The following is a 13899-nucleotide window of genomic DNA, read 5'->3' as shown; positions in this document are numbered from 1 at the left end:
AGGAACAAACAAAACCGACGGTCAAGGCGAGTGCAACCGCCTTTATCGTCATCCTTCCTCCACAGCGCACTCACACATAACTTTGTTAAATCAATTAAGTAAACGAACATGATTATGCTTAGAAAACAAAAAGGTGTGGCAATACTCCTTAGTGCAGTAGCTTGGTCAACTGTAAGCTTTTCAGGGGAAACTTCGCTTCCGGTCACTCTCGTATCTGATTTGCAGTACACTACAGTTACGAAAAAGCATCGAGTAAATAATCAACTCGCCATAAACACAGTAAAACGCCCTCTTCCTTCAGCCAACGCCAGCAAAACGCATCCCCACCAACGATTTCTTCTTCACAGTGTTTTGCCCAATAAGAACTTTGATTCAAAGAAATAGAGACAATACATCCTAGTACGCTCGACCTTTCAACAACCAGTTCAAATACCTCTTAAAGAAATGTGACAATAACGACAGTAGTGGCTTTTTAGACTATTTGAGAATAGCGCCATTACATTTTTCTCACTAGTCTTTAGCTGTAAACAACATCTGATGAGGTGTGTATGCTGTTAAAACCAAGACATATTGCAATACTATTTACCATAGCGGTCGCAGTGTCCGCGATGGGATAAATTACGCAGATACACGATATTGACGACTACACGTGCGTTACACTTTAAAAAATTTAAAACTCAGTGGATAAGCCCACAACTCGCCCCTATTTGCCTTAACTGCTGCAACTACTGCGAAAATAATATTCAACAAACCAATGACGATAAAACCAAACGCGCCAATTATTATAAAGGTAAGAATAAAACAAATAACTGAATAAACGAGTAAGCTCAGTAACCAATTTGCCGTCACTCTACCGTGCTGATCAATATCTTCGTTTTGATCTTTATGCGCAATCCAAAGCACAATCGGTAAAATAATACCCAGACCAGGAATAACAATGCTTGATAATTGAGAAACGTGTATCAGTGTGCAATAGCTTCGAGGATTAAGCCCCCAATAAACCGGTTCGTCCGTTGACATAAATTCCCTCACTATTTCGATGGTTTTATTTGATAAATATAGGCGTCTACAATGTGACCGCTTTCTAGCTTAACAGGAACAATGATGCGTTCATATTGTTCACCTTCAAAATCATCCAGCATGGCCCAGTTATCCCTAAGTTGAGAAGACGACAGCATCATGCCTTTTACCTTTTCTTTTGGCTTTGTGGAGCCTGTTACAACGATTCCTGGAAACCCCATAGCTGCTCCCCACCCTTTTGGGACTAGGTATCCCTCAACAGTACCAGGCTGCCATTCCCCCTGGATATGATCAACGATATGGTGATTCGGGCATCCGGGAGCAAGGCTCCCGTAAATAAACAAGTTTTCTGGACGCAAGTTTACAAGCGCATCAGCGTCATTATTTTGCATTACTCTACCTTTAGATAAACACTTGCCAAGCAGGCGGTTTTCAAAATCTGTTTTACAAACGCTACGCAGCGTTACACAATGCTATCGCATGTCTATGTGAACGTCGATTCACGTTAAAATCAAAATAATTAAAGGACAACGTATGCTCAATCATAAACGCACTCTGATAGCCGCTGTGGTCAGCCTATCACTTATGGGATGTGGTGAAAGTACTACTCGGACAGAAATTCAACCAGAACTTACCGCACAAGATGCAAAACAGTTCTTACAGCAAGCCCAAGATGATATAGCAAAAATGCAGGTTCCCGCGGCGCACGCAGAGTGGAGCTATGCCACCAATATAAACTTCGATACTGCTGCAGTCAGCGCCTACTTCAACGAGGTGCTTTCAACAAAGGTTGCAAAGTTAGCAAAAGAAGCTGCTAAATTTAATAATGTAGAGGTTGATGCTGATACTCGCAGGCAGCTTGACTTGCTTAAAAACAGCTTAACTATGCCACCTCCTGCAGATGCCCAAAAGGCAGAGCGTCTGGCCAAAATAGGCTCAGAGCTTAGTGCCATGTACGGCTCGGGAGAATACTGCAGTGATGACGGCAACTGTAAGAGCTTAGTTGAAATGAGTTCTGAAATGGCCACCCTTCGCGACGCCGATAAACTGTTAGAGTATTGGACAGGATGGCGTGAAGTATCAAAACCTATGGCGCCACTTTATGCTGAACAAGTATCACTGGCCAACGAAGGTGCTGCAGAACTTGGATTTGAAAACGTAAGCGCCTTATGGCGTGGCAAATACGACATGCCTGCAGACGACTTTCCGAAGGAGCTAGATCGTCTGTGGACACAAGTCGAACCTTTTTACGAGTCGCTACACTGTCATGTAAGAGCAAAATTAGGTGAGCACTACGGCGAAGATGTAGTACCGCAAGACAAGCCAATTCCTGCACATTTATTAGGAAATATGTGGGCCCAGACCTGGGGTAACATCTACGATATCGTTAAGCCTCAACAAGAAATGAAAGTGCCTGATGTTACCGGCGCATTGGCTGCGCAAGGCTATGACGAAATCGCTATGGTTAAACAGGCCGAGTCATTTTTCTCTTCACTTGGCTTCGAAGAACTACCCGATACTTTTTGGGAACGCTCTATGTTTCAAAAGCCCGAAGGACGTGACGTTCAGTGTCATGCCTCGGCTTGGGATTTAGACGATAAAGACGATCTTCGAATTAAAATGTGCATTCAAAAGACGGGCGAAGAATTTAATGTTATTCACCATGAATTAGGTCATAACTACTATCAGCGAGCGTACAAAAATCAGCCGCTTCTTTATCGTGGTTCAGCCAATGACGGTTTTCATGAAGCTATTGGCGATACCATTGCCCTTTCCATTACACCTAAGTACCTCAAACAAATAAATCTCATTGACGAAATCCCAGATGCCTCGAACGATATTGGCATGCTGATGCAGGTTGCTCTTGATAAGATTGCTTTTATTCCTTTCGGCTTAATGGTAGACCAATGGCGCTGGAAAGTAATGTCAGGTGAAGTAACACCTGAACAATACAACCAGCTTTGGTGGGAATTAAGAGAGAAGTATCAAGGCGTGATGGCACCTGTAGAACGTGATGCCGACGCCTTTGACCCAGGTGCGAAATATCACGTACCAGCTAACGTTCCTTACACCCGTTATTTCCTAGCGCATATCCTTCAATTCCAATTCCACAAGGCATTATGTGATATCGCTGGAGACGAAGGCCCACTGAATCGCTGCTCTATTTATGGCAGTGAAGAAGCCGGTAAGGCTCTGAATAACATGTTGGAAATGGGTATGAGTCAGCCTTGGCAAAATGCACTTCAGACACTTACAGGCTCACCTGAAATGGATGCTAGCACCATCGCTGATTATTTCGCGCCACTCAAAGTATGGCTGGATGAGCAAAACGCAAATCGCCAATGCGGATGGTAGTATTTAACGTATAAACCGTAGTCACCAAAAAACCAACAGCCTCCTATTTGTGAGGCTGTTGATATTTTGCTACTTTCGTACCATTGAATCTTTATATCAATCACGTAACGTTGAGTTATTGAAGGCCAAATTATAAGAACCATGCATCACTTTTTAATAACGTGTGCTTTTATATTCGCTAGTTTTTTTATAGCGAAAAGTGGTGTGCCATCGACCTATACTCACCACTCTCCCGCATTCCATGCATTCGATGTTGATAGCGGTATCTCACATCTATCAGTAGCAGATTTTGCCCAAGACAAACATGGGTTTCTTTGGATAGCCTCTCAATCTGGCGTGGATAGATTTGACGGGTATACCTTCAAATATTTTGGTAAGTGGAAAGAAGACAAATCGACAGGTTTACCAACGCTAACTGCACTTCAGGTAGAATCAAGTCAAGACGGTCAATACATTTGGATAGGCGGCTTTAGTGGCTTAAGCCGCATAAATGTGGATACTGAAACCTTTGATCACTTTTCACTCCCTTCCTCGGACAGCTTTAGCACGACCCCTATCAATCGAATAAAGAGAACATCGGACGGAACGCTATGGTTTGTTGCCGAACGTGGCTTGTATCAATATTCAGAGAGCATAGACGGCATTTCCTATGTCGCGAGCTTACCAAGTTCAACCAGTACACTTACAGATTTAGCGCTCGTAGGTAACACTGTCTATGTGTCTACGACATCTGGCCTCTATAAATTAGACACCATTAAAAAGAAATTGCAATTTGTCGGTTTTAAAGGCGCCAATTTAACGCGCATCGTGACGATGAACAAAAAAAAGTTTACCTTAGGCACAACAGACTATGGCATATGCTTTATAGAAACAAATAAAATCCCTACTAGCCTACAAAATGCGTGTATCAGCGAAAAACATGGTTTAACCGCAAACTATGTAAACGACATTCTGCTTCATTCCACTGGCGAAATTTGGGTTGCCACTGAAAAGGGGGTGAATGCTATTTCGTCTTCTTTGCAGTCGACGGTCAACGTTTCTCTTAGCGAAAAAAATAAACTTTCTGAACGAATATCAAGGTTGTATAGGACTGATTCAAATCTCATTGTTGTTGGTACAAAGGACAATGGTTTCTTAATCGGAAACCCTTTGACGAGCAACTTCAATTCTCGAGATATCGAAGATGGCCGAATAATATCGTCACTCTCGTCAACGGGGGGAGCAGAAGTATGGTTAACTGCTGAAAATGGACTTTGGCTCTATGACACTGAAAGTCAGAAGATTAAAGGTCCTTTTAATACCAGCGGTTTTGACGACGAAGAAAAAGGCGAAGCGCGACTGCTCAGTGTTTTTTACGACAAATTGACGCAAGATGTATGGGTTTCAACACGCACTGGCCTTGCAAAACTAAATAAAAAAGAACAAAAACTCGACATAGTGGCGCTTGAAGGCAAGTCCGGGTATACCCTTAGCGTCGATGATGAAGGCGATATTTGGTACGGAGGCTACAGTGATGGCGTTTTCATTTATAGGCCCAGTGAAGACCGCGTAGTAAGGCAGTGGCCGCTTTCGTTAACAACACGCATATTACTCAACAGTCGAAATAAAGCATGGCTTAGTACGGTTACTGGCCTGTTTTTCGCTGATAAAAAAACAGGGGATCTAATCGACGTTGGTGACTATACCGACGCGTTTGATGACCAAACCGTTGTAACGTGGATTTCGGAGTCACGACGCGGAGGCTTCTGGATAGGTACCCAATCACAAGGCTTGTTTTTCCTCTCAATCGAAGGTGAAGATTTTAATACACTGAAAGTCACGCAAATAAAACCTGAAAGTAGGATAAGTGATATTTCAATAGGCGCTATAGTAGAGGACGAAGATTACAGCCTTTGGATTTCAACGATTGAAGGTATAGCTTATCTTTCACCTGATTTGTCAAAGTTCTCTTATTTCGGTACAGAACATGGTGCTTCGTCAATGGGGTACTATATTGGAGCAGTAGCAACAACTCCATCAAACACTATTCTATTTGGCGGTTCTCAAGGCATTACAGAATTTCAGCCTGCAGATATTTTCTCGTCGCCATGGCAACCAAACGTTCGCATAACTTCCGTAGAGATTATTAGTAAAGACGAATCTAATGGTTCTATGACACAGCGATTTGTCGACGTGACAAAACCTATCACGTTGAGCCCAAATGATATTTCTTTTTCAATTGAATTTGCGTCGCTTGACTTCATTAACGCCGATGAAATTCGTTACGCTTACAAACTTGCTGATTTTGAGTCTAACTGGCGGTATTCCTCTCATAAAAAACGCGTAGCAACCTATACAAATTTAGATCCAGGCTATTACCGCTTCACTGTTAAGGCAATAAATAAAGATAATGAATGGAGTAGCGAACAAGCACAACTTGAAATAACTATTATTCCGCCCTGGTACGACGAGCCTATGTGGAGAGGCATACTTTTACTTTGCATTCTTAGCATTGCTTTCTTTTTTGTGTGGATGCGCATAGCATCATTAAAAAGCCGTTCTGTAGAGCTTGCGCTAAAAGTAGACGAAAAAACAAAAGACCTTGAGGCAGTCGTAGAAAAGCTAACGCTAATTTCTACGCAGGACGCGTTAACTGGCTTAAAGAACAGACGCTATTTTACTGAGCGAGCTCAGGAAGCATGGCAGGCCTACAAACGGCATAATCATATTTTTTCCTTGCTGATTGTAGATATCGATTTCTTTAAGCGTATTAACGATGAATTTGGCCACCTTGTTGGCGACGCCGTACTCACTCAAATTGCTAGTTTGCTCACTGACAACTTGAGAGAGGGGGACATAATCGCGCGGTGGGGCGGCGAAGAGTTTTTAGTACTTCTCCCGTCACTTAACAATCAAGAGGCATATTGGGTTGCCGAAAAATTGCGCAAAAAAATAGCGGATACTCCCCTTTCTGCGCCACCTCACGTTATCGATTCAACTATAACCTGTGGTGTAGCAGACATTCGCGGGTTTCATAGCGTTGAGGCATGCATTCATGCTGTTGATAAAAAGCTTTATAAAGGAAAAGCGTCAGGAAGAAACGCGGTAATTCAATAATTATCTTTATACCCTCCACACCTTCGCACCTGTAGTCGAGTGCTTTCGGTACATATAGCCGTTCATCTAGTCGTTCAGCGATGCTGCATGCGTTTCGTCGATGTTTTTGATCGCTATCTGAAAAGCCTCATACATATAGTGAAACTTACATTCAAGGAGATGACCACATATGGCAAATGTATTAGTAATTGGCGCAACCGGGCAAATTGGCAAACAAGCAGTTGTAAAACTGCTTGATGCGGGGCATAAGGTCAAGGCCCCTGTGAGAAGCCCAGATAAACTCGCTGATATTAAGAACGACAACTTTACGGTTGTTGAACAAGACCTAGAAAAAGACTTCTCCCAACATTTCGATGACGTTGATACCGTCATTTTTACTGCCGGCTCGGGTGGAAGTACTGGCCCAGAGAAAACACTCCTTATCGATCTTTGGGCGGCAAGAAATGCTGTCAACTATGCTAAGGAATCAAACGTGACCACGTTTATAATGGTTAGCTCTATTGGCGCTGGAGACCCAGACGCTGTCGATTCAGAGATAAAGCCATACCTTGTGGCGAAACACATGGCCGATGAGCATTTAAAGAATAGTGGTCTACATTACATTATTTTACGCCCTGGAAGCTTGTTGAACGAGCCAGGCACACACCTTGTCTCAACTGAAGTACCCACTGATAAGAATAAAGCGGTTATCCCACGAGAGGATGTGGCTACTGCTTTAGTAGAGGCCACCAGCAGAGTTGATGACACGAATGTTATACTGCACCTATTTAAAGGTGATACTCCGATAGCGCACATTTTCTAGTAACCAAAAAAGAGAGGCGCTTTCGCCTCTCTTTTCTAGACTATTAATTGCTACAAATACACACCACAGTGATCGTCATGGAATAACTGATTGGCATACCCAATTCCCTTCAGCATCCTTGTGATGTTGCTCTCTGTATTGAGGGTTACCACGTAACGACAGATAGTCCACAAATTCAACTGAAAGTAAAATGACACAGAAGTGCTCGGGAATGCAGTTGAAGTCTCCTTCAATGTTTAAAGGGGCGCCTGTGTTCCGCGGCGTTCCAGGCCTACCCCACAAAAATTGTTTTTTACCTGCGTCCGATAGTTTTGCCCAGTGGCTTTTCAACATATCAGGATCATCGCGCAGCGTTACTATACTGGCACGGCAAGTAAAGCGGTATTGCTCGCGAGTTTTGGAAAAGTACCAGCACACTTGCGATATTGGATTATTCGACAAGTGATTAAATTTATCTGATCGCGTGTCCGATATCACTTCTATTTGATTGTGTTCAGTAATACCTCGATATACTACCGTGCGATTGCACGGAAAGCCTTGAGCGTCTATGGTCGCCATCTGAAAATAGCGACTTTCAGGCATACTTTTAGATTGGTGCAAACTTTTTACCAAATTCTGACGCCACTGAGCCATATATCTCTCCTCGCTTATGACACCTTGCCTTTTATTTTAGAGAACAATGTATAAAAGTTTTCAGTAGTAATACGCGCTAAGTCAGATACCGAAACGCCTTTGAGTGCTGCAATAAACTCGGCTACTTCTACTACGTATCCAGGCTGGTTTTGTTTACCGCGATGAGGAACAGGTGCAAGCCACGGAGAGTCGGTTTCAATAAGTAGTCGGTCTAAAGGGATCGCTTTAACCACCTCGCGCAATTCATCGGCTGAATTAAAGGTTACGATGCCAGAAATAGAAATATAAAAATCCATCTCTATTGCCGCCTGCGCCATTTCCAATGATTCAGTGAAGCAATGCAAAACACCTTTGGTGTGTGGAGCTTTATGTTCGCGAAGCAAATTGATGGTGTCTTCCCTTGCATCCCGTGTATGAATAATTAATGGCTTTTTAGTTTCGTTAGCTACTTTGATATGGTCGACAAAGGACGTTAGCTGAATCTCTTTACTCTCTGGACTGTAAAAATAATCGAGCCCGGTTTCGCCAATGGCTACGACTTCATCACGCTGCGCTTTCTCTAACAATTCCTCATAGCTGCAAGCTTCATCTTGATGCAAAGGGTGAACACCACAAGATACTGAAACGTCATCAAACTGACTAACGGCTGCCAGCATACCGTCGTAATCAGCAACAGAAACGCACACACATAAGAAGTGTTCAACACCCCGGGTTCTTGCGAAATTTAAGGTTTCAGCCAGCTCTTCTGGCCCTTGCTTAAGTCGGTCTAAATGACAATGAGAATCTACGAACAAACTACACCTGTTTTTGGAAATTGTTATCAGACAAAAGGGCCTTAACAAGCCCGCGATTGCCCACTAACGTTGAAATTGTTTTAGTAACCCAAAAAGTACCATCGATTTGTTAACGCCTGCATGCTGCAGCGTTCTAACTGCATCAACACACGCTTTATAACGTTTAAAATCAACAGTCTGTTGACGTTTTATATACTTGTCATGGGCCATTTGCTGGCACCACAATGCTATTTGAGACGCATTGTCCTGCCACTTGTTTGCAAGCGTTTGTGCTTGCAAATTTGCATCGCCTGCTAGGAGCGCCTGCATTCCATCACTAAAATTGCGATAGCTAATGTCTTCCTCACCAGAAAGTGCTTCTTCTACACGAAGGGGGGCATAGCCATAAGCAGCTAGTAATGCTTCATTTGCATCTTCTACGCCTTTCGCGTTTAAGTAGTTCAAACTCTCTGATACTGATGGTAGCGAAAGTATCTGCCGCTCACATCGACTTAAGATGGTTGGCATAATTTTATTGATACTGTCAGTGACCAGCAACAGGAAGGTATTATTTGTGGGCTCTTCCAAGGTTTTCAACAGTGCATTAGCAGCCGCTTCAGTCATCCAGTCAGCACGAGGGATTAGCAATATTTTATTTCCTCCCATTTGTGCAGTACCTGAAAGCTTGGTAATACCTTCACGGATTTTATCCACACCTAGCTGCTTTTCACTTTCTAAAACATGAATGTCAGGGTGGTTTCCGGCTTGCCTCAGGTGGCAACTTTGACACTGCTCACAGGGGCCATCAATACTTGGCTGCTTACACAACAGCGTGTTGCTCAATGCTAGCGCGAGTTGGTATTTTCCAATTCCCTTTGGCCCTGTAAGCAATAAGCCATGGTGTAATTTCTTTGCAATATATCGCGAGATTAGCGTTGAGAACGTTGCAGCAAACCAAGGTAGTACGTGCATTAGCCTTGTTCCTGCTGGCTGTTATTGTGGGTGTTGCCATTGCGTTCGCTAGTTGAAGCCGTTACGTAGTCGTTGATAATAGCAATCACGTCTTGATGAACCTTTTCCATCGCCTGCATTGCACTTACCACAACAATGGACTCATCTTGCTTCGCAAGAGACAAGTATTTAGCACGGGTACGCTCAAAAAAGGCCAGCCCCGCTTGCTCAATGCGATCTAGCTCCCCGCGCCCACGAGCTCGCTCCAGTCCAACGGCAGGCTCGACATCAAGATAAATAGTTAAGTCTGGCTTAAACCCTTTAAGAGCGATGTCGCTGATGGCTGCCATTGTTTTTTCACTCACGCCTCGACCACCACCTTGATAGGCTTGAGATGATAAATCATGTCTATCACCTACTACCCACGCACCATTATCAAGAGATGGAAAGATTTTATTGGTGAGTAACTGAACCCGAGCTGCATACATAAGAAGCAGTTCTGTTTCTTCACTGACGGTTTCATCCCAATCGTGCTTAACACATTCTCGAATGGCTTCTGCCATGGGTGTGCCGCCCGGTTCACGAGTTTGCTCAACGCGTTTTCCCGCATCTTCTAAGGCTTGAACAATAAGCCCTATAACCGAGCTTTTTCCTGCCCCTTCAAGACCTTCAACTACAATAAACTTTCCGCGCATTAGTTTCTAAACTCTATTCTATTTAGCTATAACGTATCGATTGTCTGCATCAATACGGCTATCGTTTTAACTGGTATTTTCGCACAGCTGCATTATGTTCAGCTAGCGTAGTAGAAAATTGGTGGCTGCCATCGCCCTTCGCCACAAAGTATAGAGCATCCGTTGTAAGTGGATGCAGCGCAGCGTGAATGGCTGCCTTGCCTGCCATCGCGATGGGCGTAGGTGGAAGCCCCTTGATTACATAGGTATTGTAAGGTGTAGCCGTTCGCAGATGCTTACGGGTAATGTTTCCGTCAAATGTGGGACCAATACCATAAATCACGGTAGGATCAGTTTGAAGACGCATATTTCTGTTTAATCTATTGACGAATACGCCAGAAATCATGTCACGCTCTTCAGGCACAGCCGTTTCTTTTTCTATGATACTGGCCAATATAAGTGCGTCATAAGGCGTCGCTAATGGTAAATCGGCATTTCGGTGTTCCCAATCATTTTCGAGAAACTCAATTAACGCACGGTGCGCTCTTTTTAAAATTTCACTGGCTGCTGTGCCTTTGGTAAAGAAATAAGTGTCAGCCAGATACACGCCTTCGGTCTGCGAAACATTATCGCAGCACCAGTCAACGCCATTATTTCGAGTAAGCTGATTTAATTTCTCTTCATTTAAATCAAACGCCAGATCTTTATTTTGTTCAAGCACCTCAAGCCACTGAGCAAGGGTTAGTCCTTCAACTAAACTCACTGCAAATAGATGCTCATTCCCCTCAGTAAAAAGGGTAAAAGCATCCGCCAGCGACTGACCAGGGCGCAGCATATAAGTCCCAGACTTTACGGACGTACTGTCTGCAAAGAATTTAAGCCAGATCTTAGCGACAAACGGCGGTACATCAGTCATACCTACGTTACGTAAGTGTTTGACAGTGCGATAAGCATTGCTGCCGTTTTCAATGGTAAATAAGGTCTCACTTTCTACTGTTAATTCATTTGTAACCTTGCTTGAAACGTACATTACGCTACAAGCTCCCCCAACAGCGACAAGCATAACAAGAGATAATAGAATAGTTACTATCCGCTTCATGCTTGAACTTCTCCTATCGGCATTTTTATCTGTTCCATTTTTTTACTGCAAGTGTGTTAACGTTTTTAGCGAGATAATGCGCATGCTTTAATACCTCCGCATTGCTAGTGCTTAAGCACATTTTCAAGTCGTTTTTTTAGCGCAACAATTACATCGCTTTGTACATCAAATTCGACATAAGAAAAATCCGGCATCCGTATCTGCTGCACCGGCATAACGCCCACTAGCGCATTGGTTATTACCACTGCACTCGATCTTCTCAAATAAGAAAGGTCATAGTCCCCCACATGAAGCGAATTATTGTCATTTAACAGAGAATCAATAAGACACTGCCTGACAACACCATTAACGCCGCTTCCTTTCAAAGAAGGGGTATACCATTGCTCATTGAAGTGGAAAAACACATTTCCAGCACTCGCTTCAATTATGTTGTCTTGTGTATCGCAAACAATAGCGTCGTCAACACCTGCTTCATCTACTTCGTGCTTAACTAAAACTTGCTCTAGCCTGTTCATATGCTTAACGCCCGCAAGTAAAGGCTGAATAGCCAACCGTGTTTGAGCACAAATCACACTAACACCTTGATTAGCCAAACTATCGTAATGACTTGGATAAGGGTGATGGCTAAATCTTATAAGTGCTTCACTGTTTTCGCTGCGTGCGTAGCCTCTACCCGCCTGACCACCAGAAACATGGATTTTTAGTACATATTTAGATGAAGCGTTCTCGCTAGAAGCAAGTTTGATCGCGTTAACATGTTCAGCAATAGCCGCCTCAAGCGTGTGGGTATCAATAGTCAGTTTGATGGCCGCTGCATCGTGTACTAAACGAGAAATATGATAAGGCAATAATTGTACTATGTGTTCGTTCACCAACAATGTGGTAAACACACCGTCTCCGTAATTAAACGCCCTGTCACTCGGTGAAATAGGCGTAGTGCTAGGGATTATTCTCACTGCCTACTCTTGTTCGATATTGTTCTTGTAGTTGAAGTATACCAACTTGCGGTGGCCAGACAACGTATAGCTCACTTGATTTATACTAATCCGCATAGAACACTACCCATAATTAAGTAGGCAAGGCATTTTTGATTTTTGTTATTTCAATTAACCGTATAAACAAAAAAGGCAGCCGAAGCTGCCTTTTAATTCTGCGTGAAGTTCACTTGCACCGCGTTAAGTACGCAATATTAAATACGCTTAAAGATCAATGAGCCGTTCGTACCGCCAAACCCAAATGAATTACACAGCGCATAGTCTTCACTAAATGCTTTTGCTTTGTGTGCAACAAAATCTAAGTCGCAGCCTTCACCTGGCTCATCCAAGTTAACGGTTGGCGGCGCCATTTTGTCACGCAGTGCCAAAACAGTGAAAATTGCCTCAACTGAACCGGCAGCACCCAGTAAGTGACCAGTCATTGACTTGGTAGAGCTAACAAGCAAATTATAGGCGTGATTGTCAAAAACGCGCTTGACTGCCGCGACTTCTGCTACATCACCTGCTGGCGTTGATGTGCCATGAGCGTTTATATATCCAATGTCTTTGGCGTCTATATTCGCATCATTTATCGCATTTTGCATCGATGCGGCTGCACCTTCACCATCTTCGGGTGGAGATGTCATATGATAGGCATCGCCACTCATACCAAACCCAACAAGTTCAGCATAAATATTCGCACCTCGTGCTTTTGCAGCTTCATACTCTTCGAGCATAACAACGCCTGCGCCTTCACCCATGACAAAGCCGTCACGATCTTTATCCCAAGGACGACTTGCGGCTTTAGGGTCTTCATTGCGCGTTGACAATGCTCTCGCAGCACCAAAGCCTGCCATTCCCAACGGAGTAATAGAGGCTTCAGCGCCCCCGGCTAGCATGGCGTCTGCATCGCCGTACGCAATTGTTCTTGCTGCAATACCAATATTGTGAACACCAGTTGTACACGCCGTCACTACATTTAGATTAGGGCCTTTCAGTCCTTCTATGATTGACAAAAAACCGGAGATCATATTAGTGATGGTTGATGGTACAAAAAACGGCGAAACGCGCTTAGGACCGCTATTGGTAAGTTTGAGGTGGTTTTGTTCAATTTGCTCTAAGCCACCAATACCTGAACCGATTGCCACACCTACGCGATGCGCATTATCTTGTGAAATCGTTAAACCAGAATCGGCCAAGGCTTGCTTGCCTGCTGCTATACCCAACTGGATAAAGCGGTCCATTTTCTTGGTTTCTTTCTTTTCAATGTATTCCTGCGGATCAAAATCATTAATTTGACCTGCAAAACGGGTTGAATAGTCACTACAATCAAAATGGGTGATTTCACCGATGCCGCTTTCGCCCGCGAGCAATTTGCGCCATGTGTCTTCGCTATTGAGACCTAATGGTGAAAGCATTCCAAGACCAGTAACCACTACGCGACGTTTTGTCACAAAAAGCCCTCGCTTTGGAACTAAGGTAGGAGATACAAAAACGGCTCTGTAATAAGAGCCGCTTTGTC

At 43.6% G+C, this 13899-nt stretch carries 12 protein-coding genes; 3 read left to right on the top strand and 9 right to left on the bottom strand.

The genetic code is table 11. The features are described 5' to 3' along the window. Positions 1 to 654: 654 nt before the first annotated feature. Complete coding sequence (locus tag BK026_RS03435) at positions 655 to 1020, bottom strand: DUF4870 domain-containing protein (protein WP_071814552.1); 366 nt, start codon at positions 1018 to 1020, stop codon at positions 655 to 657. Between the two features lie 11 nt (positions 1021 to 1031). Next, on the bottom strand, positions 1032 to 1412 hold the full coding sequence (locus tag BK026_RS03430; protein WP_071814551.1) for a gamma-glutamylcyclotransferase family protein: 381 nt from the start codon (positions 1410 to 1412) through the stop codon (positions 1032 to 1034). Positions 1413 to 1554: 142 nt separating this feature from the next. Between BK026_RS03430 and BK026_RS03425 the strand changes: the two genes are divergently transcribed. From BK026_RS03425 to BK026_RS03415, 3 genes are all read left to right on the top strand, one after another. Next, on the top strand, positions 1555 to 3375 hold the full coding sequence (locus BK026_RS03425; protein ID WP_071814550.1) for a M2 family metallopeptidase: 1821 nt from the start codon (positions 1555 to 1557) through the stop codon (positions 3373 to 3375). 204 nt (positions 3376 to 3579) lie between these two features. Then, positions 3580 to 6471 carry a ligand-binding sensor domain-containing diguanylate cyclase gene (locus tag BK026_RS03420; RefSeq protein ID WP_256253658.1) on the top strand — a complete coding sequence of 964 codons (2892 nt, stop codon included), beginning with the start codon at positions 3580 to 3582 and terminating at the stop codon, positions 6469 to 6471. Positions 6472 to 6640: 169 nt separating this feature from the next. Next, entirely contained in the window at positions 6641 to 7273 is a 633-nt protein-coding gene (locus BK026_RS03415) for an SDR family oxidoreductase (RefSeq protein ID WP_071814548.1), read from the top strand. Positions 7274 to 7348: 75 nt separating this feature from the next. Here BK026_RS03415 and BK026_RS03410 read toward each other — a convergent pair whose 3' ends face one another. The 7 genes from BK026_RS03410 to fabF form a co-directional block, all read right to left on the bottom strand. Next, positions 7349 to 7906: a pyridoxamine 5'-phosphate oxidase family protein gene (locus BK026_RS03410; RefSeq protein ID WP_083574994.1), complete on the bottom strand. Its 558-nt coding sequence runs from the start codon at positions 7904 to 7906 to the stop codon at positions 7349 to 7351. Positions 7907 to 7920: 14 nt separating this feature from the next. Continuing rightward, the gene (locus BK026_RS03405) at positions 7921 to 8700 is read right to left on the bottom strand and encodes a TatD family hydrolase (protein ID WP_071814546.1); all 780 of its coding nucleotides are present in this window, start codon (positions 8698 to 8700) and stop codon (positions 7921 to 7923) included. A gap of 63 nt (positions 8701 to 8763) precedes the next feature. After that, positions 8764 to 9651 (bottom strand): DNA polymerase III subunit delta', encoded by an 888-nt coding sequence (locus BK026_RS03400; RefSeq protein ID WP_071814545.1) that lies wholly within the window; start codon positions 9649 to 9651, stop codon positions 8764 to 8766. After that, a complete protein-coding gene (tmk, locus tag BK026_RS03395) occupies positions 9651 to 10325 on the bottom strand; it encodes a dTMP kinase (protein ID WP_071814544.1) in 675 nt (224 codons plus the stop codon). Before tmk ends, BK026_RS03400 begins: the two co-directional genes overlap by 1 nt. Positions 10326 to 10383: 58 nt before the next feature. Continuing rightward, positions 10384 to 11403, bottom strand: coding sequence for an endolytic transglycosylase MltG (gene mltG / locus BK026_RS03390; RefSeq protein WP_071814543.1), 1020 nt, complete (start codon positions 11401 to 11403; stop codon positions 10384 to 10386). 104 nt (positions 11404 to 11507) lie between these two features. Beyond that, positions 11508 to 12359, bottom strand: coding sequence for an aminodeoxychorismate lyase (gene pabC / locus BK026_RS03385; protein WP_071814542.1), 852 nt, complete (start codon positions 12357 to 12359; stop codon positions 11508 to 11510). 233 nt (positions 12360 to 12592) lie between these two features. Next, positions 12593 to 13831: a beta-ketoacyl-ACP synthase II gene (gene fabF, locus BK026_RS03380; protein WP_071814541.1), complete on the bottom strand. Its 1239-nt coding sequence runs from the start codon at positions 13829 to 13831 to the stop codon at positions 12593 to 12595. Positions 13832 to 13899: the final 68 nt, after the last annotated feature.

It is taken from the genome of Alteromonas sp. V450 (assembly GCF_001885075.1).
In the GTDB taxonomy this organism is placed as follows: Bacteria; Pseudomonadota; Gammaproteobacteria; order Enterobacterales; family Alteromonadaceae; genus Alteromonas.
Note: the sequence above shows the minus strand (reverse complement) of the source record. Positions and strands in the feature narration are given on the sequence as shown.

Bases quoted from the DNA above. Each gene is read 5' to 3' on its own strand.
- BK026_RS03435 (WP_071814552.1), bottom strand. From the start codon at position 1,020: ATGTCAACGGACGAACCGGTTTATTGGGGGCTTAATCCTCGAAGCTAT.
- BK026_RS03430 (WP_071814551.1), bottom strand. From the start codon at position 1,412: ATGCAAAATAATGACGCTGATGCGCTTGTAAACTTGCGTCCAGAAAAC.
- BK026_RS03425 (WP_071814550.1), top strand. From the start codon at position 1,555: ATGCTCAATCATAAACGCACTCTGATAGCCGCTGTGGTCAGCCTATCA.
- BK026_RS03415 (WP_071814548.1), top strand. From the start codon at position 6,641: ATGGCAAATGTATTAGTAATTGGCGCAACCGGGCAAATTGGCAAACAA.
- BK026_RS03410 (WP_083574994.1), bottom strand. From the start codon at position 7,906: ATGGCTCAGTGGCGTCAGAATTTGGTAAAAAGTTTGCACCAATCTAAA.
- BK026_RS03400 (WP_071814545.1), bottom strand. From the start codon at position 9,651: ATGCACGTACTACCTTGGTTTGCTGCAACGTTCTCAACGCTAATCTCG.
- tmk (WP_071814544.1), bottom strand. From the start codon at position 10,325: ATGCGCGGAAAGTTTATTGTAGTTGAAGGTCTTGAAGGGGCAGGAAAA.
- mltG (WP_071814543.1), bottom strand. From the start codon at position 11,403: ATGAAGCGGATAGTAACTATTCTATTATCTCTTGTTATGCTTGTCGCT.